This window comes from Xanthomonas maliensis, from assembly GCF_009192945.1.
In the GTDB taxonomy this organism is placed as follows: Bacteria; Pseudomonadota; Gammaproteobacteria; order Xanthomonadales; family Xanthomonadaceae; genus Xanthomonas; species Xanthomonas maliensis.
On record NZ_NSET01000021.1, the window covers coordinates 91,793 to 118,683 of the forward strand.

General features: G+C 67.8%; 22 protein-coding genes and 1 pseudogene. 15 read left to right on the plus strand and 8 right to left on the minus strand.

Annotated elements, in window-relative coordinates:
- Nucleotides 1-152 precede the first annotated feature (152 nt).
- The gene (locus CKY51_RS06035; protein WP_022971354.1) at nt 153-476 is read left to right on the plus strand and encodes a hypothetical protein; all 324 of its coding nucleotides are present in this window, start codon (nt 153-155) and stop codon (nt 474-476) included.
- Nucleotides 477-525: 49 nt separating this feature from the next.
- Nucleotides 526-771, plus strand: a complete 246-nt coding sequence (locus CKY51_RS06040) for a hypothetical protein (RefSeq protein ID WP_022971353.1) — start codon at nt 526-528, stop codon at nt 769-771.
- Nucleotides 772-1,172: 401 nt separating this feature from the next.
- Here the strand turns inward: CKY51_RS06040 and CKY51_RS06045 are convergent, their stop codons facing one another.
- Nucleotides 1,173-1,601, minus strand: coding sequence for a winged helix-turn-helix transcriptional regulator (locus tag CKY51_RS06045; protein ID WP_152248995.1), 429 nt, complete (start codon nt 1,599-1,601; stop codon nt 1,173-1,175).
- A gap of 134 nt (nt 1,602-1,735) precedes the next feature.
- On the opposite strand from CKY51_RS06045, the gene CKY51_RS06050 reads away from it, so the two are divergent.
- The 5 genes and pseudogenes from CKY51_RS06050 to CKY51_RS06070 all read left to right on the plus strand — a co-directional run bounded on the left by CKY51_RS06050 (nt 1,736) and on the right by CKY51_RS06070 (nt 8,220).
- On the plus strand, nt 1,736-2,626 hold the full coding sequence (locus tag CKY51_RS06050) for an SDR family oxidoreductase (protein ID WP_022971351.1): 891 nt from the start codon (nt 1,736-1,738) through the stop codon (nt 2,624-2,626).
- A gap of 409 nt (nt 2,627-3,035) precedes the next feature.
- Nucleotides 3,036-4,487: an OprO/OprP family phosphate-selective porin gene (locus CKY51_RS06055; protein WP_152248996.1), complete on the plus strand. Its 1,452-nt coding sequence runs from the start codon at nt 3,036-3,038 to the stop codon at nt 4,485-4,487.
- Nucleotides 4,488-4,653: 166 nt separating this feature from the next.
- Nucleotides 4,654-5,616: a 2-keto-3-deoxygluconate transporter gene (gene kdgT, locus CKY51_RS06060; protein ID WP_031338902.1), complete on the plus strand. Its 963-nt coding sequence runs from the start codon at nt 4,654-4,656 to the stop codon at nt 5,614-5,616.
- A 206-nt stretch (nt 5,617-5,822) separates the two neighbouring features.
- Nucleotides 5,823-6,045, plus strand: a pseudogene (locus CKY51_RS06065) (hypothetical protein); the annotation flags it as partial.
- Between the two features lie 219 nt (nt 6,046-6,264).
- A complete protein-coding gene (locus CKY51_RS06070; RefSeq protein WP_031338901.1) occupies nt 6,265-8,220 on the plus strand; it encodes a choice-of-anchor X domain-containing protein in 1,956 nt (651 codons plus the stop codon).
- A gap of 85 nt (nt 8,221-8,305) precedes the next feature.
- Here CKY51_RS06070 and purU read toward each other — a convergent pair whose 3' ends face one another.
- The 5 genes from purU to CKY51_RS06095 form a co-directional block, all read right to left on the minus strand.
- Complete coding sequence (gene purU, locus CKY51_RS06075) at nt 8,306-9,157, minus strand: formyltetrahydrofolate deformylase (protein WP_022971345.1); 852 nt, start codon at nt 9,155-9,157, stop codon at nt 8,306-8,308.
- A 150-nt stretch (nt 9,158-9,307) separates the two neighbouring features.
- Nucleotides 9,308-10,183, minus strand: a complete 876-nt coding sequence (locus CKY51_RS06080) for an NAD(P)-dependent oxidoreductase (RefSeq protein ID WP_022971344.1) — start codon at nt 10,181-10,183, stop codon at nt 9,308-9,310.
- 35 nt (nt 10,184-10,218) lie between these two features.
- The gene (locus CKY51_RS06085; protein ID WP_038219744.1) at nt 10,219-11,316 is read right to left on the minus strand and encodes an NADH:flavin oxidoreductase/NADH oxidase; all 1,098 of its coding nucleotides are present in this window, start codon (nt 11,314-11,316) and stop codon (nt 10,219-10,221) included.
- Between the two features lie 77 nt (nt 11,317-11,393).
- A complete protein-coding gene (locus CKY51_RS06090) occupies nt 11,394-12,275 on the minus strand; it encodes an NAD-dependent protein deacetylase (protein ID WP_022971342.1) in 882 nt (293 codons plus the stop codon).
- 354 nt (nt 12,276-12,629) lie between these two features.
- Nucleotides 12,630-13,904: an MFS transporter gene (locus CKY51_RS06095; RefSeq protein WP_031338898.1), complete on the minus strand. Its 1,275-nt coding sequence runs from the start codon at nt 13,902-13,904 to the stop codon at nt 12,630-12,632.
- Nucleotides 13,905-14,001: 97 nt separating this feature from the next.
- Here CKY51_RS06095 and CKY51_RS06100 point away from each other — a divergent pair, with 97 nt between their 5' ends.
- A complete protein-coding gene (locus CKY51_RS06100; protein ID WP_022971340.1) occupies nt 14,002-14,889 on the plus strand; it encodes a LysR family transcriptional regulator in 888 nt (295 codons plus the stop codon).
- 42 nt (nt 14,890-14,931) lie between these two features.
- On the opposite strand, the gene CKY51_RS06105 is transcribed toward CKY51_RS06100, so the two are convergent.
- Nucleotides 14,932-15,738, minus strand: coding sequence for a TatD family hydrolase (locus CKY51_RS06105; protein ID WP_022971339.1), 807 nt, complete (start codon nt 15,736-15,738; stop codon nt 14,932-14,934).
- Between the two features lie 260 nt (nt 15,739-15,998).
- On the minus strand, nt 15,999-16,916 hold the full coding sequence (locus CKY51_RS06110) for a LysR family transcriptional regulator (protein WP_022971338.1): 918 nt from the start codon (nt 16,914-16,916) through the stop codon (nt 15,999-16,001).
- Between the two features lie 126 nt (nt 16,917-17,042).
- Between CKY51_RS06110 and CKY51_RS06115 the strand changes: the two genes are divergently transcribed.
- The 7 genes from CKY51_RS06115 (at nt 17,043) to CKY51_RS06145 (ending at nt 26,878) form a co-directional block, all read left to right on the plus strand.
- Nucleotides 17,043-18,095, plus strand: coding sequence for an aromatic ring-hydroxylating dioxygenase subunit alpha (locus CKY51_RS06115; RefSeq protein ID WP_031338895.1), 1,053 nt, complete (start codon nt 17,043-17,045; stop codon nt 18,093-18,095).
- A 16-nt stretch (nt 18,096-18,111) separates the two neighbouring features.
- Nucleotides 18,112-19,068, plus strand: coding sequence for a PDR/VanB family oxidoreductase (locus tag CKY51_RS06120; protein ID WP_022971336.1), 957 nt, complete (start codon nt 18,112-18,114; stop codon nt 19,066-19,068).
- Between the two features lie 255 nt (nt 19,069-19,323).
- Nucleotides 19,324-20,637, plus strand: coding sequence for an NCS2 family permease (locus tag CKY51_RS06125; protein ID WP_022971335.1), 1,314 nt, complete (start codon nt 19,324-19,326; stop codon nt 20,635-20,637).
- A 173-nt stretch (nt 20,638-20,810) separates the two neighbouring features.
- A complete protein-coding gene (locus CKY51_RS06130; protein ID WP_022971334.1) occupies nt 20,811-22,352 on the plus strand; it encodes an adenosine deaminase family protein in 1,542 nt (513 codons plus the stop codon).
- A gap of 223 nt (nt 22,353-22,575) precedes the next feature.
- Nucleotides 22,576-23,661 carry a nucleoside hydrolase gene (locus CKY51_RS06135; RefSeq protein WP_022971333.1) on the plus strand — a complete coding sequence of 362 codons (1,086 nt, stop codon included), beginning with the start codon at nt 22,576-22,578 and terminating at the stop codon, nt 23,659-23,661.
- Nucleotides 23,662-23,837: 176 nt separating this feature from the next.
- Nucleotides 23,838-25,298 (plus strand): AtzE family amidohydrolase, encoded by a 1,461-nt coding sequence (locus tag CKY51_RS06140; RefSeq protein WP_152248997.1) that lies wholly within the window; start codon nt 23,838-23,840, stop codon nt 25,296-25,298.
- Nucleotides 25,298-26,878, plus strand: coding sequence for a gamma-glutamyltransferase family protein (locus CKY51_RS06145; RefSeq protein ID WP_022970622.1), 1,581 nt, complete (start codon nt 25,298-25,300; stop codon nt 26,876-26,878). The genes CKY51_RS06140 and CKY51_RS06145 overlap by 1 nt, the downstream gene beginning before the upstream one ends.
- Nucleotides 26,879-26,891: the final 13 nt, after the last annotated feature.

The following is a 26,891-nucleotide window of genomic DNA, read 5'->3' on the forward strand; positions in this document are numbered from 1 at the left end:
CGCTTGTTTCAGCGCGAGCCCGCACGGCCGCGGCGACCGCGCACCGGCCTGGGTGCGGCGCTCCGGCCGGGCCGCTGTGATGCAACGCGAACAGGTCGCGACAGCACACCTGTACGCTGTCGCGTCATTGGGTTCGCAAACAGAGGATTGGCATGAACGTCTTGGACCACGAGCCGCATCGCTGGTACTTGCTGCAAGATGAGGGCACGCTCTTGCTCGATGTCCATTGCAGCCATGGACCGGTGGACTATTGCTGGACGATGGCGCTCAGCCAGGATGAAACTAGCGGGTATCTGGAGAATGGGCGCGAGTTCCTGAATCGCCTTGCCGATCAGGTGCAGAACTCGGCACCAGGCGTGCTCGGTAGCCACTCGCCGTTCAAGGGTCGCAATTTGCATCCGGGCTGCGGCGACCGCGTGTTGGCCGCGACGCGACGCTGGCATGATGCGGCGAGGAATGCTGCCGCTAACGTCTGAGCGTGGCAGACGGGGCCTGATTCACCTTAGACCTGATTGGGAGTACACCTTGAGCACTGCGTTCTGGATCAGGCGATTCCTGGTCGTCCTTGCACTGGCCTTCACCATCATCTGCGTGGCGCAGTTGTTGAAGGGGCGTGGTCTTGAGTACTCGCTGACACAGGCGACCATCTGGGGTCCGCTCTCCTCGCTCGTTTTCACCGTCGCCCGCTACTTCCAGGCGCGCCGGGGACACCATTGCGCGATCTGCCAGGACACGCCGGAGATGCGAGCGGCAACCCGCCATCAGGACTAGCGATACGAGCGCGCCCACGTTTCCTCACGCGCTCGGGCGCAGCGGCCCTGGTGCTAGAGGACAACGGTGAGGACGGGCGGTCGATCTTCGTGCGACGGGCGACTACGTGCTGGTGCCGCGCAACACCTGGCATACCGCACGTACCGAGGTCGCCACGACCCTGCTCTTCTCACCGCCGGCGCGGGCACGGAGCATCGTTCTGTCCAGGCCTGGCCAGCGCATGCGGCGATCTCTGCAACGGCGACGTGGATCGCTGCGCCAGTGGCCTGGCGGATACGATAGCCGCCACCACAGCGAGCTTGGCGGCACGCGCGACGCCTTCGCTTGCCAAGGCAAGAGTCGTCCTGCGCCGGCTGCTCCACACGCAGGACGAGGCCCGCCGTTCGGGCGGGCCGTCGTTATCAGTCCAGCGCCTCGGCTTCCATCAGCTGCGCGGTCTGCGCGCGATCAAAGCGCTCACGGGCAGAGTGGATGGCGGCGTGATTGGCATCGGCCCAGTTCAGCAGCTGCGATACCGGACCGAGCAGATCCGCACCCAACTTGGCGAGTGCGTATTCCACGCTCGGCGGCTTGGTCGCGTAGACCTTGCGGGTGATCATGCCGTTGCGTTCCAGATTGCGCAGCGTCTGCGTCAGCATGCGCTTGGAAATATCGGGCACCGCACGCTGGATCGCGCTGAAGCGGGAGGGGCCAGGAATCAACGTCAACAGGATCAACAGGGTCCACTTATCGCCGATCTGGTCGAGCACATCCCGAACCGGGCACTTGGTGGCATCGAACGGCATCCCCTGCAGGGACGGCGGCGGCGGGAACAAGGCGATGGCATTCACGAGGAAATCTCACAGTAACCAGGGGGAATAAAACTGCCTCCTTGCGCCGTGACATGCGTCCCTGACAATAGGGACGCCGTTCAGCGGTCTAGAGAATAGACCAATCCTCAAATCGATACTTAACGGAGCACATCATGGCACAGACGTCCCCTTCGATACTTGTCACTGGCGCCAGCGGACAGCTGGGAGCACTGGTCGTGGACGCATTGCTGACCCAGGTTCCGGCTGGCCGCATCGTAGCAACGGCACGCGATCCCTCGTCACTTGCCGCATTCGCAAAACGCGACATCAACGTACGTCAAGCCGACTATGACGCGCCCGATAGCCTCGATCGGGCCCTGGCCGGCGTGGATCGCGTGCTGCTGGTCTCGTCCAACGCGGTCGGTGCGCGGGTGGCGCAGCATCGCAACGTGATCGAAGCCGCCAAGCGTGCTGGCGTCTCCCTGCTGGCGTACACCAGCGTCCTGCGCGCCGATACCAGCACGCTGTCGCTGGCCGAAGAGCACCGTGCCACCGAAGCACTGCTCCGCGAGAGCGGCATACCGCACGCCCTGCTGCGCAACGGCTGGTACACCGAGAACTACACCGGCAGCAGCAGCGCGGAAGTCGCGCACGGCGCGGTGATCGGCAGCTCCGGCGATGGCCGCCTCAGTCCCGCCACCCGCGCCGATTACGCCGCGGCCGCGGCGGCAGTCTTGGCCAGCGACGCCCAACAGGCCGGACAGGTCTACGAGTTGGCGGGCGATGAGTCCTTCACCATGGCCGAGTACGCTGCCGAGCTCAGTCGCCAGAGCGGCACGCCGGTGGCGTATCACGACCTGCCGGAAGCCGACTATGCCGCAGCGTTGGTCCAGATCGGCCTGCCGTCGGGCTTTGCGCAAGTGCTGGCCCAGTGCTCGGCCTCTGCACGCGGCGGCAGCCTGTTCGACGACAGCCACAGCCTGCGGCGGCTGATCGGTCGCCCGACCACGCCATGGCGCGACGTGGTCGCAGCGGCGTTGGCCGCCGTGCCTCGCGATCACTGACCTGTCGGAAGCCAAGGTGGGCGCCGCCCACCTGATGGCCTGGGCGGCGGGCCTGCCCGCCGCGCTGCGCATTGCCTTCGCCCTCCGTGACCGATCCGGCACATCTCGCCCGCAGCGGCGACGGGACGAAGACCAAGACCAAGACCGCCCAGACGGCTGCGCTGCGCATGGCTTGGCAGTGACTTATGCATGTCGAGTCATTGCAACAATGACATCTTTCAGACACGCGCCTGACGCAATTCGACACATTTGCAGCCGAATGTCACAAGGCTGACATTAAACCTACATATAACTGCACGCCATTGCTGCACCGCCAGCGTGGCGACCGTCGCTGCTGGCATCTCGGCGCTGCACCCGTGGGACATCCGGGCGGGCGCCGGCATCGCGTTTCCCTTGCCAGAGTCGGACCATGAAAAGACGCAATCTCGCCACCGTTCTTTGCGCCCTCGGCAGTACCGTCAGCGGCAACGCCCTGGCGGCCGAGCTCGAGCTCTACGTCGATCGCAAGACCAAGCAAATCTTCGCCGAGCCCGCTCCCGGTCGCGACAAGTTGGGCACCTTCGTGCAGGTCGACGAAAACGGCAAACTGCCGGCATCGGCACTGCCAGCCGCGCCCGCCGCCCCGACGCCGGCGGTCGCGGCGCCGGCACCGACCGCCGTGGCCCAGGCCACGGCGCCCACACAAGCGGCCCCTGCGCCCGCAGCAGCACCCAAAGCCGGGGATGCCGGCAAGAAGTGGTATGACCGCCTCAGCCTGCGCGGCTACACCCAGATTCGCTACAACCAGGGCGTCGGCGGCGACGCCGAGGACCTGCGTGCGCCGGGCGATCGCTTCATCGGCGACAACCAGAGCCTGGGCATCCGGCGTGCGCGCCTGGTGCTGAGCGGGGATCTCAACGAGCATGTCTCGCTGTATTTCCAGCCCGATTTCGCCAGTACGCCGACCGGCTCGAGCACCTCCAACTTCGCCCAGTTGCGCGACGCCTATGCCGACATCTTCTTCGACAAGAAGCGCGAGTACCGCGTGCGCGTGGGTCAGTCGAAGATGCCTTACGGCTGGGAAAACCTGCAGTCCAGCCAGAACCGCTTGACCCTGGATCGCGCCGACGCGCTCAACTCGGGATTGCGCGACGAACGCGATATCGGCGCGGTGTTCTACTACAGCCCGACTGTCGCCAAGGGCCGCTTCCAGGATCTGGTCAAATCCGGCCTGAAGGGTTCGGGCGACTATGGCGTGCTGGGTGCCGGCGTCTACAACGGCCAGGGCGCCAATCGCGCCGAGCGCAACGACAGCATGCATGCGGTGGTGCATGCGACCTACCCGTTCAAGTTCGCCAATGGCCAGTACCTGGAAGTGGGTGCCGATGCCTACGCCGGGCGCTTCGTCCCGAGCAACGCCGCAGTGACCATCGATGGCCGCAGCTTCACGCCCGCCATCACCGAGCCGGAAGGCTATACCGATCAGCGCGTGGCTGCGCACGTCATCTACTATCCGCAACCGTTCGGCCTGCAGGCCGAGTGGACGGTCGGCCGCGGTCCCGAGCTGGATGTAGCACAGCGCCGCATTCGCACCCGCTCGTTGCAGGGCGGCTATGTGCAGACCATGTACAAGCACGATGGCCGTTACGGCACCTTGCTGCCGTACCTGAAGTGGCAGACCTACCGCGGTGGCTCCAAATTCGACACCAACGCGCCGCGCATGCAGGTCGACGAATGGGAGGCCGGCGTGGAGTGGCAGCCGATGGACGCACTGGAGCTGGTGTTCGCCTATTCCAAGATGAAGCGCACCGACGTGTCCACCGCGCCCTACCCCGTGGTGGAAGGCGACTTGTTGCGGCTGCAATTGCAGGTCAACTACTGACCTGCGCCGTGCACAGGGCGGATAGCCCCGCCGATCGACGCTTGCGGCAGCTCTGACCGGCGCGTTCGCGTGCAGCCGCACGCGTTCGCGCCGGGATCCGCATCGAACGCGGCGCCTGGGCGATGCTGCCGGCCCGACGCGCACTCGTGCGCTCACTGGAGTGCGCATGCGCATCAAGGCCACGGTCGAGCGGTTTCCCGGCGGAATGATGCTGGTGCCCCTGTTGCTGGGTGCGCTCTGCCATACCTTCTGGCCAACCGCCGGCAGCACGCTGGGGTCTTTCAGCAATGGCTTGATCACCGGCACCATCCCGATCCTGGCAGTCTGGCTGTTCTGCATGGGCGCTACCATCCAGCTGCGCGCCACCGCTCGCGTGCTGCGCCGCTCCGGCACCCTGGTATTTACCAAGATCGCGGTGGCGTGGCTGGTCGCGGTGCTGTGCGCACCGCTGCTGCCGGTCGACGGTATCGCCAGCGGACCGCTGGCCGGCTTGTCGGTGCTGGCGCTGGTGGCGGCGATGGATATGACCAATGGCGGGTTATATGCATCGCTGATGCAGCAGTACGGCAGTAGCGAGGATGCCGGCGCGGTCGTGCTGATGTCGCTGGAATCCGGCCCGTTGGTCTCCATGCTGATTCTGGGTGCCAGCGGCATGGCCACATTCGAGCCGCGCCTGTTCGTCGGCGCGATGCTGCCGCTGGTGCTGGGCTTTGTCCTCGGCAATCTCGATGCCGCGCTACGGCAGTTCCTGGCGCAGGCAACGCACACGCTGGTGCCCTTTTTCGGCTTCGCGCTCGGCAACACGCTGGACTTTGCGACGATCGCCAGCACGGGCATGAGCGGCGTGCTGCTGGGCGTGGCCGTCATCGTCATCACCGGAGTGCCGTTGTGGCTGGCCGATCGTGTGATCGGCGGTGGCGACGGCACCGCCGGGGTGGCGGCGTCCAGCACGGCGGGTGCTGCGGTGGCGACGCCGGCTTTGATCGCCGGCATGGCACCGCAGTTCGCGCCGGCCGCGCCAGCAGCCACCGCCCTGGTGGCCAGCGCGGTGATCGTGACCTCGCTGCTGGTGCCGTTGCTGACCGCGCTGCATGCGCGCAAGGTGCGTCAGCGCGCTGCATCTGTCTGACCGCGCAGACGTCCAGGCGTCGCCGGACATGCGGTGTACGGCCGGCTTGCACCTGGGCAGGCCGCGCCGTCTGTGCGTGGGCGAGCGCTGCGGCCAACCCTCCGGGAAGTTGCCGCTGGCGCGCCGAAACCGCGTTGCGCGCCTTCGCCTGGGCCGCAACGCATGCCTTGTCTCGACGCGCCACAGCATGCTTCGCATGCATCAAGGTACGTCCGGCACCGATGACGCTGGCGTGGTCGCGCTATGCGCAGTCGTTGACCGAGCAGCCGATGAAGGACATGCCGACCGGCCCGATGACGGTGCTGCAATCGTCCTTCGTGCGCGACGACCAGGAGCGCGCGCAAACCCGCCCGGCAGAGCGCGTTGGCCTCGCGCGACGAAATGCGCGACCTGCAAGCGGCCGGCATCGGCGTCATCCAGATCGACGAGCGGCCTGACGGCCATCGCGATAGCGGTCAACGGCGACGGTATCCGCGCCGTTGCCGCATGGGCGCTGTGCGCTGTGCGCTGCTGGTGTTGCAGCGCACAGCGCGACTGTCACACGGCCGCGGTATAACCGGCAGCGACCGCGGCGAGGGGGCGCTGCGTCCGATGCCGCGCCCCACTACACGACGGCATCGTCCCTGCAACGTCTCAGGAGATGCCGCCATGCCGACGCATTCGCTAATGCCACTGCTGTGCTGCCTATCGCTGGCCAGCGCACCGCTGGCCGCCGCCGAACTGCAACCCAAGCAACTGGCCGGGCCACCGGAAGAGTTCGCGCAGATGCGCGTGCCCGAGCCGGCCGAAGCCGCCATCCTGTCCAAGAGTGCGCTGTTGCCGGTGGAGCTGACCCCGAGCGGCGGTGCCGCGCGTTGGCAGGGCAGTTTGCCGGTGGAGAGCGGGCATTTGAGTTTCATGGTGCTCGATGGTGCGCAGGGTTGGCAGGCGACGGTGGAAGCACCGCAAACAGCAGGCGCGCGTAAAAGCGCCGCCACTCCGCAACTCCAGGCGCAGCACGCGCTGCTCGGCAACGCCGAGAACGGCGCGCAGGGCGTGCGCTATACGGTGGACACCGCGCAGAACGGCGAGTGGTCGCTGCGCCTGCAGTCGGCCGCACCGGTAGCGCAACATGGCTATGTGCTGATGGAGGGCGATGCGCGCACCGAGCTGGCCTCGTATCCACGCCACCGCCGACAGCAGGTCGGCCAGACCCTGACACTCAACGCCATGCTCAGCGGCAGCGATGCACGTGGCGCCACCTTGCTCGCGACACAGGCCGGACGCATCGACAGCGCCAGCCTGCGGGTGATCGACCCGCGAGGGCAGGCGCGCGTCCTGCCGATGTACGACGACGGCCGCCATGACGACGGCGCCGCCGGCGATGGGGTCTACGGCGGCAGCTTCCAGCCCAGTGGCGAAGGCAGCTGGATCGCGCAGGTGATCGTGCGTGGTCACGATCAAGCGGGCCAGGCCTTCGTGCGCACCAGCGAACACCTGCTGCCGGTGCTGGACACGTCCTTGCGTCTGCGCGACAACGCCTTGGTCGCGCGTGCCGAGCAGGACACCCGGCTGCGTATCGATGTGCCGGTGGCAGCGGGCGGCAAGGCGCCTTCGCATTACCGGGTCTTCGGCCAGGTGTGGGGCACCAATGCGAAGGGACAGGACGTGCCGGTAGCCTGGATCGGCGGCATGGTGGCGCCGGTGCAGGGGCAGCTCCCGCTGCATCTGGACGAACGCTGGGTTGCGCGTGCCGGCGCACGTGCACCATTCACGCTGCGTGCGCTGCGGATCGAAGATCCGGATCACTTCATCCAGCTGGCGCAGGCCGAGCGCTTGCCCTTGCAGCTGCCGGCGCTACGGCGCGCCAGCATCGCGCGCAGCAGCGCCGGGATCGACGACAGCATGCGCATGGGACCGCGCCCGTCCACGCTGGCCCGCATGGACGCACAAGCGCAAGCCAGCGGTTCGCAGCTGGTGCTGGTGCATGGCTATTGCGCCAGCAAGGCGGTCTGGCCGGAAGCGCAATTCAGCAACGCTTCGACCTTTCTCGATCTGAACCAGAACCGCAGCAACGACCAGTTCGCGCAGCTGTTGGCGCAGTTCGGCAGCCAATGGGCGTCGTTCGGCACGGTTGCGCACAGCCAGGGCGGCATGGCCGCGCTGCATCTGTACACCTATTACTGGAGCGGACTGGATAACGCCAGCGGTGGCCGTGTGATGCAGTCGGTGGGCGCACCGTACCAGGGAACCAACATCGCCGGCGTGCTGGCGGTGGTCGGCTCGTGGTTCGGGGCCGGCTGCGGCAGCAACAGCGACATGACCTACGATGGCGCCAAGGCCTGGCTGGCCGGCATTCCCGTCGCTGCACGCGCCAAGGTCAGCTATTACACGACCTCGTCCGCCAAGGCCCACTGGTACAGCAACGACCACTGCAATACCGCCACCGCGCTGGTGTTGAAGGATCCCGAAGACGGCGTCGTGGAAGAGGTCAATGCACAGCTGCCTGGCGGCGACAATCGCGGCCATACGGTCGGCGAGTGCCATAGCACCGGCATGCACGATCCGGCGCAATACCTGGATGCCAATCGCAATGCCGAGATGAACGCCAACGCGGCCCACTGAAGCGACAGCGATGCCGCAGCACCGGCCGCGCACGTCATCTCGATGTGCGCGGCCGGAAGGGCGGCCTCGACGCGCGACAGGCGTGCTAGCGGAACACCACGGTGCGATGGCCGTTGAGCACGATGCGGTGCTCGACATGCCGACGCACCGCCCGCGCCAGCACTAACGATTCGATATCGCTGCCCAGGCGGACCAATTCGCGCGGGGTCATCGTGTGGTCCACTCGCGCGACGTCCTGTTCGATGATCGGGCCTTCGTCCAGGTCTTCGGTCACGTAGTGCGCGGTGGCGCCAATGAGCTTGACCCCGCGCGCGTGCGCCTGGTGGTAAGGCTGCGCGCCCTTGAAGCTGGGCAGGAAGCTATGGTGGATGTTGATCGCGCGCCCAGTCAGCGCACGGCATAACGCAGGCGAAAGAATCTGCATGTAGCGCGCCAGCACCACCAGATCGATGCGCAGGTGATCGACCAGTTGCATCACCTGCGCCTCTTGCGCGGCACGGCTCTGTGCATCCACGGGCAGGTGATGGAAGGGAATGCCATAAGAGGCCGCGAGACTGGCGAAGTCCGCGTGGTTGGACACCACCGCGGCAATTTCCACCGGCAGTTGCCGGCTATGCGTACGGAACAGCAGATCGTTGAGACAGTGCCCCTGTTTGCTGACCATCACCAGCAGACGCGCACGCCGGCGGGCGTCGTGCAATTGCCAGGTCATCTGGAAATCGTTGGCCAGCGCGGCTAATCGCTGCTCCAGCGCATGGACCGTGGTCGCCGGCGGACGATCGAAGTGCACGCGCAAAAAGAAGCGCCCGCTCTCTTCATCGCCGAACTGCTGCGCATCGAGGATGTTGCAGGCGGCCTCGAACAACACGCCGCTGACGCGGTAGACGATGCCGGTGCGATCGGGACAGGACAGCGTGAGAATGGAGTCGGCGCGCATCGTCACGATGATAGCCAAAGCGTGCACGCTTGCGCGCAGTGATTGCCGCGGTAACCATTGCCGCCTGTCGCCAAGACTGCACGCTGCCCGCGCGTCAGGCCGCCAGCGGCGCATCGGCGCGCGGGCATCGGGTTTGGCGATGGCGCTGGATTACGCCTGTCCGGCGCGACGCGCGGCAACCTCGGCGAGCACCGCCCAGTCGGCGTCGCCATCGCCGTGGGCAATCGCCGCATCCAGCCCGGCGCGCAGCAGCTCCCCCAACGGCATCGGCACTTGCTTGTCGGCGCCGGCCTGGATGGCCAGGTCCACGTCCTTGCGTCCCAGCGTCGCGGTGAAACCAGCCGGCGTGTATTGCCGCTGCATGATCAGCTTCCCGTAGCCCTGGTAGGCCGGCGCGGCAAACAGCGTGCTGGTGAGCATGTCCAGGAACTGACTGCTCGCCACACCATGCCCGCGCGCCAGCGCACTGGCCTCGGCCATGGTCCCGATGGCGCTTGCCAGGCAGAGGTTGGCCGCCAGCTTGACTGCATTGGCCTGCTCAGGCGCAGTCCCGATGCGCCAGGTCCGTTGCCCCAGCAGGTCGAACATGGGTTGCACGCGCGCCAACGCAGCCTCGTCACCCGCTGCCAGGATGTTGAGCGCACCGGCGCTGGCCGCATCGACCCGCCCGAGCACTGGCGCTGCGACATAGGCGACTCCGCGCTCGGCATGCAAGGCGGTCAGCTCGTGCGCCAGCGCCACCGAGATCGTGGCCATGTTGACGTGGACGCTGCCGGACGGCAGCGCGTCGAGCACGCCAGCGTCCAGCACGGTCTGGCGCACCGCGGCATCGTCGGCGAGCATCGAAAACAACAACGGACCATGCGCAGCGTCGCGAGCGGCATCGACGACCAGCGCACCGGCTTCGCGCAAGGGCTCGGCCCGCTGCGCGCTGCGGTTCCAGACGCTCAATTCCAGGCCGCCGCGCAGCAGGTTATGCGCCATCGGCAGTCCCATCGTTCCCAAGCCCAGAAATCCTATCGGCATGCGCATCCTCTCCTGGCTAGACATCAACGACCGCGTCAGTTGGCAAACACACCACGCGCCTGGCGTGGCTCGCTGCGCAGATATTGTGGCGCCGGCTTGACGCTCGCGCCGAGAGCGGCGGCAGCGTGCCACGGCCAACGGGGATCGTAGAGGATGCCGCGCGCCAAGGCGATTGCATCGGCTTGCCCCTGCTGCAGGATCGCCTCGGCCTGTGCCGGTTCGGTAATCAGGCCCACGCCGATCACCGGCGCTTCCACCTGCGCGCGGATCTGCGCGGCAAACGGGATTTGATAGCCGGGCTGCAATTGGATCTGCTGGCGTGGATCCAATCCACCGCTGGAGACATGGATGTAGTGCACGCCGCGCGCATCCAGTGCACGCGACAGCGCGATACTTTGCTCCAGATCCCAGCCGCCGTCGACCCAGTCGCTGGCCGATATTCGGATGCCGACGGCAACCTGCTCGGACACTGCCGCGCGGACTGCATCGAAGACTTGCAGCGTCAACCGCATGCGGTTTTCCAGCGAGCCGCCATAGACATCGTCGCGCCGATTGCTCAGCGGAGACAGGAACTGATGCAGCAGATAGCCATGCGCGGCATGCAGTTCGATCAACTGCAATCCCAGGCGCTCGGCGCGCACTGCAGCGGCGACGAAGTCGGCGACGATCGCCTCGATACCGGCAGCATCCAGCGCCTGCGGCGCCGGCTCGCCAGCGCTATACGGCAGCGCCGAGGGCGCCACTGTCTGCCAGCCATTGGCATGATCGGGTGCGAAGGCCTGGCCGCCATGCCAGGGCAGATCGGTGGACGCCTTGCGGCCGGCATGCGCCAGCTGGATGCCGATCGGCATCGACGACCAGCGCCGCAGCGAGCCCAGCACACCGGCAAGCGCCTGTTCGTTGGCGTCGTCGTACAGGCCCAGGTCGGCGTAGGTGATGCGGCCCTGCGGCTGCACCGCGGCCGCTTCCAGGATCAGCAGCCCGGCGCCGGACTGGGACAACGTGCCCAGATGGATGTGATGCCAATCGGTGGCGCATCCGGCGCTTGCCGAGTACTGACACATCGGCGCGATCACGATGCGATTGGACAGGGCAAGCGGGCCGAAGCGGATGGGAGTGAACAGATGGCTCACGCAGGAATCCTGATCGATGGGCGCTTCATTGCACTGCGCCACGCGCCGCTGCACAACCACCGCGATGGATCACTGCGTCATGCCGGGCGTGCATTGTCCCAGCTGTCGCAGCTACGCTGCCCGGGCTCGACCGACGGCAACAGGAACGCCAGCGCTTGCGCGCAGGACTGTTCGACCTTCAGCGTGAGCAGATCGTCGGCACGCGTGCGCCCGAAGTTGAGCGCGGCGATCGGCAGACCGGCACGCGCGGCCGCCTGCACGAAACGGAAGCCGGAATAGACCATCAACGACGAGCCTACCACCAGCATCGCATCGGCCGCCTGTAGATGCGCAAACGCGCGTTCGACCCGCTCGCGCGGCACATTCTCGCCGAAGAACACCACATCCGGTTTGAGCACGCCCGCGCAGGCAGGACAGGCCGGCACCACGAAGCTGTCAAAGGCCACCGCTTCCAGGTCGGCATCGCCATCGGGCGCCTGTGCCGCTTCCAGCGCGGCCCAGTCCGGGTTGTCCCGTTCCAGCAGCTGCTGGAACTCCTGGCGCGGCATGCGACGCTCGCAGCCCATGCAACGCACCACATCCAAGCGTCCATGCAGGTCGATCACCGCCTGGCTGCCGGCCGCCTGGTGCAGGCGATCGACGTTCTGGGTCAGCAACAGCTCCAATTGGCCGCCGGCCTCCAGCGCTGCCAATGCGTGATGGGTGGCATTGGGCCGTGCCTGGCCGAAGCGCGGCCAGCCGACCAGGCTGCGCGCCCAGTAGCGCTGGCGCGTGGCTTCCTCACCCATGAAGGCCTGGAAGGTGACCGGCTGTGGGCGCTTCCAGCCGCCATGCAGATCGCGATAATCGGGAATGCCGGAATCGGTGCTGCAACCGGCACCGCTCAGCACGAACAGCCGGCGGTGGCGCGCGATGAACGCCTGCAAGGTGTCATTGGCGGCAGCAGGCTGGGCGAGCATCGTGCGACTCCGGCGTTTGGTGGACGAACAAGCGGCAGTGTGGACGCCATCATGGCCCTGCGCACCGTCCGTGTTGCGTGTACTGCAGGCGAACAGCCGATGCCGCGACCGTAGCGCACGGTTCCGTCTACCCCGTCGGTCGTCCACCGAGACCGGCGACTACAAATCGCAGGCGAAAGCCGTCGCCGTACAGCGATCACGCGGCGGGCTGTCGGCTCGCAAGCGCAGCAACGGGATCACAACCTCGCCACCGCGCATTGCTGGGACACGTCCGCTGCCACCGCCGATGCAGCGGCGCTGCGATCATTATGGTGGCCCGAGCGGCGATTCCAAGTCAGCGCGGGCCGTGCAGGCTCATTCGCCACGGGCGGGATGTGGCGCGAAGCGTCCATAGGGCCGGCTGTCATCGGCGCGCCGACGCAGAATCGTTGCAGCGGCAAACGCGGCAGCGAGCAGGCTCAGACATAGACCGATCAGCGCCGCCCAGCCGCCGTGCTGCCAGAACCAGCCTCCCGCAGCGCCGACGATGCTGGAGCCGGCGTAATAGGCCAGCAGGTACAACGACGCGGCGTGGCTGCGATGGCTGCCACCGAGTCGGCTGACCCAGGCGCTGGCCGCGGAGTGGGCGATGAAGAAGCCGATGGTCACCAAGACAATCCCGGCCACCACCAGCGTCAACACCTGCGCCAACGTCAGCGCCATCCCGAGCATGCACAGCGCGATACCGGCGATCACCACCGGACCGCGGCCAAACCGATCGGACGCCGCGCCAGCCACCGACGAGCTGACGATGCCGAACACGTACGCGCTGAAGATCAGGCCGATCTGGCTCTGGCTCAACCCGAACTCCGGCCCGCTCAGGCGAAAGCCCGCATAGTTGTACAGGCTGACGAACACGCCCATCAGCAGGAACGGCAACGCGAACAGCCATGGCAGATTGCGGTCGCGCAGGTGGCCGAGCCACGCCTGCAGGTGGAAGCGCAGGTTGATGCCATGCCGGCGCACGAAATGGCGTGACGGCGGCAGCAACCAGACGAAGGCCAGCGCGCACAGCAGATCGAACAGGCTCAGCGTTGCCAGCGCATGGCGCCAACCGATCTGATCGGTCAACAGGCTCATCACGATGCGCCCGCTCATGCCGCCAAAGGCGTTGCCGGCGACGTACAGGCCGGTAGCCGCGCCCAGCTTGTCCGGCGGCAGCTCTTCGCCCAGGTAGACCATCGCCACCGCCGGCACGCCGCCGAGCGCAATCCCGGACAGCGTGCGCACCACCACCAGCGCCTCCCAGTGCGGCAGAAAGGCAGCGATCAGATTGAGCACGGCCGCCAGCGCGATCGAGGCGAACATCAAACCCCGCCGCCCGAGGTTTTCCGAGACCGCGCCCGCGCAGAAGATCGCCAGTGCCAGCGCGCCGGTCGCCAGCGACAACGGCAGCGACGAGGTGGCCGCATCCACACCGAAGGCGCGCGCGAACTCCGGCAGCAACGGCTGCACGCTGTACAGCAGCGAGAACGTGGCAAAGCCGGCCAGGAACAGCGCCAGGCGGATCCGCACCGCGGCGGGCGCGCCTGCGGCCATGGCAGCAGCCGGGTCCAGCGAGGCGTGGGAGCGATGATCGGGAGAGGACACAGGTGCGCGATCGAGACGTGGGGCGGCCAGTATTCGCCCGCCGTGACCCTCTGTCCAATATATGATGGTCGCAGCATCCATATGTGAAACAGATGGCATGGAACTGCGTCACCTGCGTTATTTCCTGGCTGTGGCCGAGGAAGGCAACTTCACCCGCGCCGCGCTGCGGGTCGGCATCGGCCAGCCACCGCTGAGCCAACAGATCCAGACATTGGAGCGCGAGCTGGGCACGCCGCTGTTCCGCCGCACGCACAGCGGCGCGGAATTGACGCCGGCAGGGACCGCCTTTCTGGGCGAAGTGCGACGGGTGCTGGCCGACGTGGACCGCGCCGCCGAAACTGCCCGCCGGGTCGCGCGTGGCGAGTCCGGCCGCTTGCGCCTGGGCTTTACCGCCTCGGCCGCGTTCAGTCCGGTGGTCCCGCGGTTGATCCGCGATTTCCGTCGGCGCTGGCCACAGGTGGAGCTGCTGCTCGACGAGACCAACACCACCAGTCTGCTGCAAGGACTGGTCGACGGTCGCCTGGACGCGGCCTTCGTGCGCTACGGCCTGAGCACGCCGCCAGACCTGCAGTTGCTGCGCTTTGCCGACGAGCCGATGAAGATCGCCGTGCCCGCCGCGCATCCGCTGGCCGCGCGCGACAGTGCCCCGTTGGCGGCGCTGGCCGGCGAGCCCTTCATCCTGTTCCCGCGCAGCTTCGGCTCGAGCCTGTACGACGAAATTCTCGCCGCCTGCCGCGAGTCCGGGGTGACCTTGCACATCACCCAGGAGGCGCCACAGATGTCCTCGATCATCAATCTGGTGGCGGCCGAGCTGGGCGTGTCGGTGGTTCCCGCCTCCACCGCGCAGCTGCAGCGAGCGGGCGTGCGCTATCTCGATATCGAAGGCCGCATGCCGCTGGCGCGGTTGGCATTGGCGGCGTGCCCGGGAGCGCACGACACCACGCCGTTGGTGCGGCATCTATGGGAGCTGGCCGAACAGCTGTGAGACCGGCGGACGGCGGATGCGGTCGACATCGCCTCGCATCGCTCAGCTCGCGACCGCCGGCTCCGGCAGGCGGAAGAACGTGCGCGTCGCCGCCGTGCTGTTGGCCGCTGTGATGCTGACGTCTTCGCCACGATCGCGCGCCAGCTCTTCGACGATATGCGCCAGGAACATCGGTTCGTTGCGGCGATCCTTGGGCATCGGCCTGAGCGTGCGCGGCAGCAGGTATGGCGCGTCGGTTTCGATCAGCAACCGATTGGCGGGGATATGCCGCACCAGCTCGCGCAGGTGTGCGCCGCGCCGTTCGTCGCACAGCCAGCCGGTGATGCCGATGTAGTAGTCGCGATCCAGGTAGTCGAACAGTTCTTCGCGCGTGCCGGTGAAGCAATGCACCACGGCCGCCCCCAGCTTGCCATCGAAGCTGCGCAGGATGGACAGGAAGTCGGCATGCGCGTCGCGTTGATGCAGGAACAATGGTTTACCGATCTCGGCGGCCAATTGCAGCTGCCGTTCGAACGCCTTGTGCTGCGCCGGACGCGGTGCGAAATCGCGGAAATAGTCCAGCCCACACTCACCCACCGCCACCACCTCGGCGTGACTGTGCAGGGCTCGCATTTCGCGGTCGCATTCGTCGGTGTATTCCACCGCATGATGCGGGTGCACGCCGGCCGTGGCGTAAAGCACGCCGGGATGCTGCTGTGCCAGTTGCAAGGCCAGCGGGGAATGCTCGCGGCTGGCCCCAGTGATCACCAGCTGCGCCACGCCGGCGGCATGGGCGCGTTGCAGCACTGCGTCGCGATCGCGATCGAAGGAGTCGTGGGTGAGATTGGCGCCAATGTCGATCAACTGCATGGAACGGGGTATCGCCTCAGGAACAGCGCTGATTGTACGGCCCGGCGGTGATGACGGCACCTTGGGCATGGGGCGCGAGAGAACCGGCAATGACGCTGCACGCGTGTTGGCGATGCGTGCAGAAAGGCACGCCCCCCACGCGTCACGGATGTCTGGCGCGCAGCCATCTGACGCAGCGCCTGCCAGCGTGCAGCGCGCCCGCTAGCGCGTGTGATGCACTGTGAGATGCTTCACAACCACCTCAACGTCCATCACCCGTTCTAGGCCGGCATGGGAATCGTCATCGCCTCGATCCGCGCGGCCAATGCCTGGATCGTCAATTGTGCCGAACGCGACAGCTGGCGCTGCGGCGCCACGCACAAGGCCAGGGTCATCGGCGTGGTCAGATGCTGACGAAACGGCACGAAGGCCAGGCGGCCCTCGGCCACGTCCGGCGCGGCGTCCAGCCACGACATCAGGCCCACCCCCGCTCCTGCGCGCACCAGTCCGCGCAGGGTGCGCACATCGTTGCAATGGGTCAGCCGCTTCACGTCGATGTGCTGGCGCTGGTACAGCACCTTGGCATGCTCGCCGACGATCAACGGTGCCGCCGGCAGCAGCAGGCGATGCTCCAGCGTCTCGCTCAGCTGCAGCGCGCCACGGGTGCTGAGCGGATGACCGACCGGCATGGCGATCCCCAGCGGCACGTCGGCGAACGCGCGCACCTCCAGATCCACGCTGCTGACTGGGTCCAGCAGCAGGCCAATGTCGACGTCGGCCGAGGTCACCATGTCCATCACCTGCTGGTTGCGCGCAGTGGACAGGTTGAAGGTGACGCCTGGATAGTCCTGCACCAGCGCAGCCACCGCTGCCGGCACCAACCCCTCACTGAGGGCATCGATCATGGCGATCTCGACATGGCCGCGGCGTAGGCCCTTCAGCTCGTCGAAGCGCTCCAGCGTGCGCGCATAGGCCTTCTCCCATTGCCGCACATCCACCAGCAGCAGCTCGCCAGCGGCGGTCAGGCGCAGCCGCCCGGGCAGGCGCTCGAACAGCTGTGCGCCCAGCTCCTCCTCGGCCTTGAGAATCTGCCGGTCGATCGCCGAGGCGGACACGTGCAGCACCTCCGAGGCCTTGCGGATGCTGCCGCAGCGGGCCACTTCGATGAAGTAACGGGTGAAGCGCGAGAAGGTCAGCATCGGGCCACTCCGGGGTCGCGTTGCATTTTTTGCATCGGCGAGACTGAAAAACGGCGTTTGATCACACACCCAGCCGTTCCTAGAGTCAATCGGCACGTCCCCGTGCAGATGCTCGAGACCGCCCTGATGGATGTCGCCGCCCCGATTCCCCCCGTGCACTGCAGCTTCGATGCCGCCGACTGGCAACGCCTGGCGCAGCACTGGCATGCGGTGGCGCTGAGCAGCGAGGTGGGCGAGGCGCCGTTCAAGGCCACCCTGCTCGACGAGCCGCTGGTGCTGTACCGGGTGGCCGGCGACCTGGTGGCCGCGCGCGATATCTGCCCGCATCGCGGCGTGCCGTTGAGCATGGGCCGTGCCGATGGCCGCGGCGTGGTCTGCGCCTATCACGGCCTGCGCTTCGGCGCCGGTGGCCGCTGCAACCACATCCCCGCCAGCCCCAGCCAGAACATTCCCGCCAAGATGCGCCTGCACACCTACGCGGTGGCCGAGCGCTACGGGCTGATCTGGGTCTGCCTGGCCAAGCCGGCCGGCGTGGAGGCGGCCGAGGTGCAACTGCCGCCGATGCCCCATTGGGACGATCCGGGCTTCCAGCAGATCGTCTGTCCCGGTTTCGATATCGCCGGCAGCGCAGCGCGGCAACTGGAAGGCTTCATCGATGTGGCGCATTTCGCCTTCGTGCACACCGCCACCTTTGCCCAACCCGACAAGCAGGAGGTGCCGGCCTACACCACCAGCGAAACGCCCACCGGGTTCAATGCCGACTACTACAGCACGGTGGCCAATTTCTCGGTGGACATGCCGTTGCCGGAGATTCCGCCGGACTTCCAGTGGTTGCGCCACTTCGAAGTGCACCTGCCATTCACCGCCACCTTGACCATCCACTTTCCGCATCCCGGCAAGCGGCTGGTGATCATGAATGCCGCCAGCCCGGTCTCCAAGCACCGCACCCGGCTGCTGGTGCCGATCGCCCGCAATTTCGACACCCATCTGCCGGTGGCGGACGTGCATGCCTTCAACCTGCGGGTGTTCGAGGAAGACCGTGCCATGGTCGAAGCGCAACGGCCCGAATACCTGCCGCTGGACCCGCTGCTGGAGGTGCACATCCCCGCCGACCGCAGTTCGATCGCCTACCGCCGGGCCTTGCGCAACCAGGGCTATAGCGACTTCTTCCTGCGTTGAACCTTCTGGAGGCGGTATGAACCTGCATGAGGTCCGCGTCGCCGCAGTGACCGAACAAGGCCATCGTCAGCGTGCCTTCCGGCTGGAGCCGATCGCGCATGCGCTGCCCTCCTTCGAAGCTGGCGCGCACGTGGACGTGCACTTGCCCGATGGCCTGGTGCGGCAGTATTCGATCGCCAGTGCGCCACACGCGCGCGATCATTACCTGCTGTGCGTGAAACTGGCAGAAGCCTCGCGGGGCGGTTCGCGTCATCTGTGCGAGCGGGTCCGCGCCGGCGACCGGCTGCGCATCTCCAGCCCGCGTAATCTGTTTCCCCTGCACCCGGGCGATCGCCACGTATTGCTGGCCGCCGGCATCGGCATCACCCCGCTGCTGTCGATGGCCGAGGCGCTGGACGCCGGCGGCGAGCGTTTCGTGCTGCATTACTACGTCAGGCGGCAGGCCGAGCTGTCCTTTCTGCCACGGCTGCAGCAAGGCTTCGCGCACGGCCAGGTCCACCTGCACCCGAGCGAGGCCGGTGAGAGCCTGCGTGTGCAAGTGCCGTCCGCGCTGCGGCAGGTCGGCCCGCGCGACCATCTGTATCTGTGCGGTCCAGCGCCCTTCATGGAGTACGCCACGAAGGTGGCGCGCGGACATGGATGGACCGACGCGCAGCTGCATCGCGAACATTTTTCTGCCGTCGCCACCCCAGGCACCGAGCCCGACGCCGCGTTCGAGGTCGAACTGGCCAGCAGCGGCCGCGTGGTGCAGGTCGCGGCCGATCGCAGCATCGCCAGCGCCCTGCTGGACGCCGGTATCGACGTGCCACTGTCGTGCGAGCAAGGGATGTGCGGCGCTTGCCTGACCGGCGTGCTGGCCGGCATGCCCGACCATCGCGACAGCGTGCTCAGCGATGCCGAGCGCGCCAGCCACCACCAGATGACGCTGTGCTGCTCGCGCAGCCATTCGCCGAGGTTGGTGCTGGCCCTGTGAGGTTAAGGCGCACCCCTCGGCGCGCACGCCAATCGCGCGTGCGCGCGATGGATGGCCGTGCGCGCCCGTTCATCGGCGCCAACGCGATCACGCGAAACGCGATCGGCCGCCTAGCGTGCGGCTGGCATGCGCTGCCGTGTGGGGGCAAGATCGCAGCAGCGTGCCGTCGCGGCGCGTCCGTGCTTCCATTCCGACGAGAGGCCAGTCGATGTCCACGTTCCTTGCATGCACCGCGTCTGCGCCGCACCGCTGCTAATGCGCTGGCCCGATTTCGCCCTGGCTGCCAACGGCAGCGATGTGCGCACCGAAGTGCTGGCCGGGTTCACCACCTTCCTGACGATGGCCTACATCGTCTTCGTCAATCCCGACATCCTCGCCAGCACCGGCATGGACCATGGTGCGGTGTTCGTCGCGACCTGCCTGGCCGCTGCGCTGGGATCGTTGGTGATGGCGCTACTGGCCAATTATCCGATCGGCATGGCGCCCGGCATGGGCCTGAATGCGTTCTTCGCGTTCGGCGTGGTCGGCGCGCTGGGCTATTCCTGGCAACAGGCGCTGGGCTTGGTGTTCGTGTCCGGCGGCGTATTCCTGCTGCTCACCTTGACCGGCGCGCGACGCTGGCTGGTCGATGGCATTCCGCCACCACTGCGTAGCGCCATCGCGGCCGGCATCGGCTTGTTCTTGGCCGTGATCGGTCTGCAGAAGGCCGGGCTGATCGTGGCCCATCCGCAGACGCTGCTGACGTTGGGCGACCTGCACCGACCCGAGCCGCTGCTGGCGCTGGGTGGCCTGCTGTTGATCGGCGCGCTGGAGCTGTGGCGTGTGCACGCGGCCATGTTGCTGGGCATCCTCGCCGTTACCGTCGCCGCACTGGCGCTGGGACTGGTGCAGTTCCAGGGCGTGCTGGCGCGGCCGCCAAGCCTGGCGCCAACCTTGCTGCAGTTGGACCCGCTCGGTGCGCTGCAGCGCCAGGGCGGCAGCGGTGCAGTCACCGCGCTGTTGCACGTGGTGCTGGTGTTCGTGCTGGTGGAGATCTTCGATGCCACCGGCACCTTGATGGGAGTGGCGCAGCGCGCCGGGCTGCTGCGCACGGCCGAGCAGCGGCAGCGTTTCGATCGCGCCCTGCTCGCCGACAGCACCGCGATCGTGGCCGGGGCGCTGCTGGGGACCTCCAGCACCACCGCCTACGTGGAGAGCGCCGCTGGCGTGCAGGCCGGCGGACGCACCGGCCTGACGGCGCTGACGGTCGCCGCGCTGTTCCTGCTGGCATTGCTGTTCTCGCCATTGGCAGCCATGGTGCCGGCCTACGCGACCGCACCGGCCCTGATCTACCTGGCCTCGGTGATGCTGCGCGAATGCGCCCATATCCGCTGGGACGACGTTGGCGACGCCCTGCCCGCGAGTCTGTGCATGCTGGCCATGCCGCTGACGTATTCGATTGCAAACGGCCTGGCGCTGGGCTTTGTCAGCTACGCCGCGTTGCAGCTGTGCCGTGGACGCTGGCGCGGCGTCCATCCGGCAACCTGGGTGATCGCCGGCCTGTTCTTGCTGCGTTTCGCAATGGAATGAGCAGCAGGCCCGCTGGTGACGACAGCCAGACGCGCGCGATGCCCCTGCCGCAGCGGTTACGATGCCACTCAGGCCAAGCGCCGGACGCTGCGGTCGTTCTGTCCGCCGCGCGTTGCCGGCCCGTCCTGTCTGCGGCTTCGCCGCATCGCCCACCTTCGCGAGTCCCTGCCTGCATGCCGACGCCTCACCGCCTGTTGCTGTTCACCCTCTGGCTGCTGTTGCCGACGCTGGCGCAGGCACGCCCGACTGCGGCGCCGACGCGCGAGCAGCAGGTCGCAGCGATCTTCCGCCAGGCCGCCGCACGACCCGCGCAACTGCGCATCCTGCTCCAGGCCATGCCCAAGGGCGGCGATCTGCATAACCATCTTTCCGGCTCGGTCTATGCGGAGGATTACCTGCGCTGGGCCGACGAAGACGGCGCCTGCGTGCAGCTGGACGACGTGAGCCTGCGCGCACCGCCCTGCACCGACGGCCAGCAACCTGCGCGTGGATTGGCCGCGCGCGATGCCGCGCTGTACGCCCGCCTGGTGGATGCCCTGTCCACCCGCAACTACGTGCCCGGTCAACCGCAGGCATCCGGGCACGATCGCTTCTTCAGCACCTTCGGCAAGTTCGACGCGGTGGTGCGTGCGCGCGTCGCCGACACCCTGGGTGCGGTGCTGGAACAGGCCGCGCGCGACCGCGTGCCCTACGTGGAAATCATCGCCAATCCACCGCAGATGGAACAGGTAGCCAAGCGCATGCGGAGCCTGCCGTGGCATGGCGAGGACGATGCCGCCAATCTGCGCGAACTGCAGGACGCCTTGCCGGCACTGGTGCAGGACGCGCAGCGCGACCTCGCCAGCCTCGATGCCGACGTCCGCACGCGGCTGCAGTGCGGACAACCGCAGGCGCGCCCAGGCTGTGCAGTCGACTACCGCTATCTGCCCTATGTGCTGCGCGTGCTGCCGGAGCCGCAGGTGTTCGCACAGATGGCGTTGGCGCATGCCTTGGTTGCAGCGGGTGGCAGCCGCGCGGTCGCAGTGAATATCGTCGCCCCCGAAGACAACCCGGTGGCCCTGGCCGACTACACGCGCCATATGGCGATGTTCCGTTTCTTCGCCCAGCGCTATCGCAACGTGCCGCTGAGCCTGCACGCCGGCGAATTGAGCCTGGGCCTGGTGCCGCCGGCACACCTGCGCTCGCATATCCGCCAGGCGGTGGATGCCGGCGCCCGCCGCATCGGTCACGGCGTGGACCTGCCCTACGAAGACGCGCCGGCGGCATTGCTGCAGCAGATGCGGCGCATGCAGGTGGCGGTGGAGATCAACCTCACCAGCAACGATGTGATCCTTGGCGTGCGCGGCGCGTCCCATCCGCTGGCCTTGTATCTGCGCGCCGGCGTGCCGGTGGTGCTGTCCACCGACGATGCCGGGGTGGCGCGCTCGGACATGACCCACGAATACCAACGGGCCATGCAGGAAAAAGGCATCGATTACCCGACGCTCAAACAACTGGCGCGCAATGGCCTGCGGTACAGTTTTCTGCCGGGCGCCGATCTGTGGAGCGCCGACGGCCACGCCGTCGCGGCGTGTGCCCGCGCACTGGCCGAGGAGCGCGATGAGGCCGCCTGCCGGCGCTTCCGCCAGGGCAGCGTCAAGGCGCAACAGCAATGGCAGTTGGAGCAGGCGCTGGTCCGCTACGAACGCGACCTGCTCGCCGGGCCACCGCAATGACTTCAGCACGGTGCGTGCCCAAGGCCCTGCCGCGGCAGGGCTCAACGCCGTCGCTGGCGATGGGTGCAATCCCGCAACCGGCTGGCGCGTCTGGACACCACGTCGATGGCTGCGCAGGCGACGCCGCCATCGACCCGCCGCGTGCGCGCGCGTCCCCACTGCGGCATCGCATTGCACCGCAACGTCCGCTCACTCCGATCGTTCCCGCGCTCCGTTCGACGCCATGACCTCCAGCTCGCCCACTTCTAGACGCAAAGTCATCCTCGAAGACGACATCGACGGCTTCACGCCCGCCCAGTTGCTGCTGCTGCAATCGCCCGAGGTCGAGGTGCTCGGCATCAGTGCGGTCAGCGGCAACATCTGGCGCGACGCGGTGCTGGCGCATAGCTGCCGCTTGCTCGAACTGGCGGGCCAGCCGCAGATCCCGGTGCTGCCGGGGCCGGTGCATCCGCTGCTCAATAGCGAGCTGGCCACCGAACGCTGGGAGGCGCTCTACGGCAAGCTGGTGTGGAAGGGCGCGTGGACACGGCGATGGGTGGACGGCGACACCGTGCAAAGTGCGCCGCGCTACCACGCCCATGATGTCGTGCCCGACCTGCCGCTGGGCAACCCCAGCGTGGTGCGCCCGGCCGACGAGCCGGCCGCGCTCTTCATGTTGCGCATGCTGCGCGCCCATCCTGGCGAGATCAGCATCGTCGCCACCGGCCCAATGACCAACCTGGCGCTGGCGCAGTCGCTGGATCCGAGCTTCGCCACGCTGGCGCGCGAGCTGGTCTACATGGGCGGCAGCCTCAATCCGCGCCGACAGCGCGACAGCGTCAGCGCGCAGCAATTCGCCCGCGAGTTCGTCAACTCGCCACGGCGCGAATTCAACATCCGCTGGGATCCGGAGGCCGCGCGCATCGTCATGCGCGCGCCGTGGCGCAAGATCACCATGGTGCCGGTGGATCCGTCCACCGCCACCGAACTCACCCCGGCGCTGCTGGCGCGCATGAGCGCGGCCGATACGCCGATCGGCCAAGCGTTGCGGCGCCGCGAACCGGGCTTCCCGATGTGGGATGAACTGGCGACCGCGGTATGGCTGCAACCGGCGCTGGCCACCCGCACCGAGACGTTGTACGTGGATACCAATACGGCCTTCGATGCCGGCTATGGCGACATCCTGTCGTGGGCACCGGGTTACCAGCCCGGCCTGGGCGAACAGGCGCAGACGGTGGTGCATGCGGTCGACGTGCCAGCGTTCGAGCAGCTGCTGGTCGACCGCCTGACGGCTGCGCAACCGCCGGCGGTCGGTGCGCCGTTACCATGAGGTCGGCTCCGCGCCCGTATGACGCTGCGCCCCAGCGGCGAACGGGCACGGCGATCGTCGCTCACCCACGCCGCCGGCACCGCGACGCTGAGACAAAATGACACCTGTGTCGGTCGCCAACATGCTGTGATCCTCGCTTTGCGCACACCGCCCCGTTCTCCTCACAGAGGTAACCCATGCAGATCCCCATGCAGTGGCAGGCCGGCATCGCACGCAACGCCGATATCCTGCGCGGCCACGCACAATTGCTGTCCGGCTTCAGCGCCCCGCGCAACGCGGCGGCCGACACCGGCGGCCCACGCGGACACCTGGCCGCCATCGTCGCCAAGACCCGTAGCCAGCCAGCGCAGGCCGCGCGTCTGGCCACGCAAACGCTGAGCCGCATCCACCAGGCCAACGACCACCTGCGCGCGATCACCCGTCTGCTGCCGGCCCGTGCGGCCGCCGATGCGGCGCGCGTGCAGGCGGCGCTGGCGGGCGGTAGCGACGGCGGCGCGCTGGCGGGCGTGCCATACGTGGTCAAGGACTTGTTCGACATCGCCGGCCAGGTCACCACCGCCGGCGCGCAAGTCCGCGCCCACTGTCCGCCGGCCAGCCGCGACGCCGCCGTGGTGCAGCGCCTGGCCGATGCCGGTGCAGTGTTGGTCGGTACCGCCAACATGGACGAATTCGCCTACGGCTTCGCCACCGTCAACGCGCACTACGGCGCGACCGCCAACCCGCACGATCCGCTGCATCTGGCCGGCGGCTCGTCCGGCGGCTCGGCAGCCGCGGTGGCCGCGGGCCTGGTGCCATTCGCGCTCGGCTCGGACACCAATGGCTCGATCCGCGTGCCGGCGGCGCTCTGCGGCGTTTACGGCCTGCGCCCCACCCATGGCAGCCTGCCGCTGGAAGGGGTGTTCGGGTTCGTCGATGCGCTGGACGTGGTGGGGCCGTTCGCCACCTGCGTGGCCGATCTGCGCCGCGTGTACGAGGTGATGCTCGGCACGTCGGTGCCCTGCTGCGACAGCGCTGGCTTGCGGGTGGCACGCCTGGGTGGCTGGTTCCAGCGCAATCTGGATCCGGAACTGGAGAACGGGCTGACCGCGGTGCTGAGCGGCTGCCGCAGCAGCGAGGTGGTCGAGTTACCGGAAGCCGAGCGCGCGCGCGCAGCGGCCTTCGTGCTCACCGCCGCCGAGGGCGGTCATCGCCATCGTGCCAGCCTGGGCACGCATGCCGAACAGTTCGATCCGGCGACCCGCGACCGCCTGCTCGCAGGCCTGCAATTGCCTGCCTGCGCGGTGGCCGATGCGCAGCGCTTCGCGCACTGGTTCGTCGGTGCCATGCGCCAATTGTGGGACACGGTGGACGTGCTCATCGCCCCGACCGTGCCCTGCGTGGCGCCGCGCATCGACCAGGACACCATCCAGATCGATGGGCTGCCGGTGTCCGCACGCGCCAACCTGGGCGTGCTCACCCAGCCGCTCGGCCTGGCCGGCTGTCCGGTGCTGGCCGCTCCGCTACCGCGTCCGGGACGGCTGCCGCTGGGCGTGCAGCTGATCGCCGCACCGGGCCGCGAGGATCGCCTGTTCGCCTTGGCTGCGCAGCTGGAGCGCGACGGCCTGCTGGCCTTCAGTCCTCCCGCGCAGGCGCATTGATGCTGCACACCACGCACGCGCATCGCGGAATGGTGGTGGCCCCGCATCACCTGGCCGCGCAGGCCGGGCGCGACGTGCTGTGCGATGGCGGCACCGCCATCGAGGCAGCGGTGGCCACTGCCGCCTGCCTGGCGGTGGTGTACCCACACATGACCGGCATCGGCGGCGACGGCTTCTGGCTGATCCATGAAGCGGACGGCCGTGTGCATGCCATCGATGCCTGCGGACGCGCGGCGCAGGCCGCGACGCTGGCGTTCTATCGCGACCACGCCAGCATTCCCTGGCGCGGACCCGCAGCTGCCAACACGGTGGCCGGAACCGTGTCCGGCTGGGCACAGGCACTGCAACACGGCGGCGCAGGTCTCTCGCTGCAACGGCTGCTGCGCGACGCGATCCATCATGCCAGCGACGGCGTGGCGATCACCTCGGGCGGCGCGCAGGTGGCTGCAACCAAGCACGCCGAACTGTGCGCCCAGCCTGGCGCCTACGCACAGATCTTCGCACCGCAGGGCGTGCCGCTGCAGGAAGGTGCGCGACTGCGGCAGCCACAGCTCGCACGCACGCTGCATCGCCTGGCCAGCGACGGTCTGGAGGACTTCTACCGCGGCGCGCTGGCCGCCGACATCGCCGCCGATCTGCACGCGCTGGGCAGTCCGCTGCTGGCACAGGATCTGGCCGATCACCGTGCCGAGGCCAGCACCCCGCTATCGGTCGCCATCGCCGGCGCGCGCCTGTACAACCACGCACCGCCCACCCAGGGCCTGGCCTCGCTGCTGATCCTGGCGCTGTTCGACCGCCTGCAGGTCGATGCCGTCGACAGCTACGCGCATCTACACGGGCTGATCGAGGCGACCAAGCAGGCCTTCCTGATCCGCGACGCACACATCGGCGACCCGGCCTGGATGACGCTCGATGCGCAGGCCTTGCTCGACGACGCCAGCGCGCTCGACGCGCTGGCCGCGCGCATCGACCCAATGCGCGCGCTTCCTTGGCCGCAGCCCTCCCAGGCCGGCGACACGGTCTGGTTCGGTGCCATCGATGGCCACGGCCAGGCCGTCAGCTGCATCCAGTCGACCTACTTCGAATTCGGTTCCGGACTGGTGCTGCCACGCACCGGCATCACCTGGCAAAACCGCGGCAGCAGCTTTCGCCTGGCCGCAGCGGGCTGGAACGCGCTGGCGCCAGGACGCAAACCCTTCCACACCCTCAACCCGGCGCTGGCACGCTTCGACGATGGCCGGGTCATGGCCTACGGCACCATGGGCGGCGAGGGGCAACCGCAAACGCAGGCAGCGATCTTCAGTCGCTACGCGCGCTTCGGCATGCCGTTACAGCAGGCGATCAGCGCGCCGCGCTGGTTGCTCGGCCGCACCTGGGGCGAGGACAGCACCAATTTGAAACTGGAAAGCCGCTTCGATCCTGCGGTGGTGCAGGCCTTGCGCACGGCCGGCCACGTCGTCGAACACGTGCCGGCCTATAGCGCGGTCATGGGGCATGCCGGCGCGCTCGTGCGCGCGCTGGACGGCACGCTCAGCGGTGCCAGCGATCCGCGCTGCGATGGCGCAGCAGCGGGCTGGTAGCGTGCCTCTCACC

Bases quoted from the DNA above. Each gene is read 5' to 3' on its own strand.
- CKY51_RS06035 (WP_022971354.1), top strand. From the start codon at position 153: ATGAACGTCTTGGACCACGAGCCGCATCGCTGGTACTTGCTGCAAGAT.
- CKY51_RS06050 (WP_022971351.1), top strand. From the start codon at position 1,736: ATGGCACAGACGTCCCCTTCGATACTTGTCACTGGCGCCAGCGGACAG.
- CKY51_RS06055 (WP_152248996.1), top strand. From the start codon at position 3,036: ATGAAAAGACGCAATCTCGCCACCGTTCTTTGCGCCCTCGGCAGTACC.
- kdgT (WP_031338902.1), top strand. From the start codon at position 4,654: ATGCGCATCAAGGCCACGGTCGAGCGGTTTCCCGGCGGAATGATGCTG.
- CKY51_RS06070 (WP_031338901.1), top strand. From the start codon at position 6,265: ATGCCGACGCATTCGCTAATGCCACTGCTGTGCTGCCTATCGCTGGCC.
- purU (WP_022971345.1), bottom strand. From the start codon at position 9,157: ATGCGCGCCGACTCCATTCTCACGCTGTCCTGTCCCGATCGCACCGGC.
- CKY51_RS06080 (WP_022971344.1), bottom strand. From the start codon at position 10,183: ATGCCGATAGGATTTCTGGGCTTGGGAACGATGGGACTGCCGATGGCG.
- CKY51_RS06090 (WP_022971342.1), bottom strand. From the start codon at position 12,275: ATGCTCGCCCAGCCTGCTGCCGCCAATGACACCTTGCAGGCGTTCATC.
- CKY51_RS06100 (WP_022971340.1), top strand. From the start codon at position 14,002: ATGGAACTGCGTCACCTGCGTTATTTCCTGGCTGTGGCCGAGGAAGGC.
- CKY51_RS06105 (WP_022971339.1), bottom strand. From the start codon at position 15,738: ATGCAGTTGATCGACATTGGCGCCAATCTCACCCACGACTCCTTCGAT.
- CKY51_RS06110 (WP_022971338.1), bottom strand. From the start codon at position 16,916: ATGCTGACCTTCTCGCGCTTCACCCGTTACTTCATCGAAGTGGCCCGC.
- CKY51_RS06115 (WP_031338895.1), top strand. From the start codon at position 17,043: ATGGATGTCGCCGCCCCGATTCCCCCCGTGCACTGCAGCTTCGATGCC.
- CKY51_RS06120 (WP_022971336.1), top strand. From the start codon at position 18,112: ATGAACCTGCATGAGGTCCGCGTCGCCGCAGTGACCGAACAAGGCCAT.
- CKY51_RS06125 (WP_022971335.1), top strand. From the start codon at position 19,324: ATGCGCTGGCCCGATTTCGCCCTGGCTGCCAACGGCAGCGATGTGCGC.
- CKY51_RS06130 (WP_022971334.1), top strand. From the start codon at position 20,811: ATGCCGACGCCTCACCGCCTGTTGCTGTTCACCCTCTGGCTGCTGTTG.
- CKY51_RS06135 (WP_022971333.1), top strand. From the start codon at position 22,576: ATGACCTCCAGCTCGCCCACTTCTAGACGCAAAGTCATCCTCGAAGAC.
- CKY51_RS06140 (WP_152248997.1), top strand. From the start codon at position 23,838: ATGCAGATCCCCATGCAGTGGCAGGCCGGCATCGCACGCAACGCCGAT.
- CKY51_RS06145 (WP_022970622.1), top strand. From the start codon at position 25,298: ATGCTGCACACCACGCACGCGCATCGCGGAATGGTGGTGGCCCCGCAT.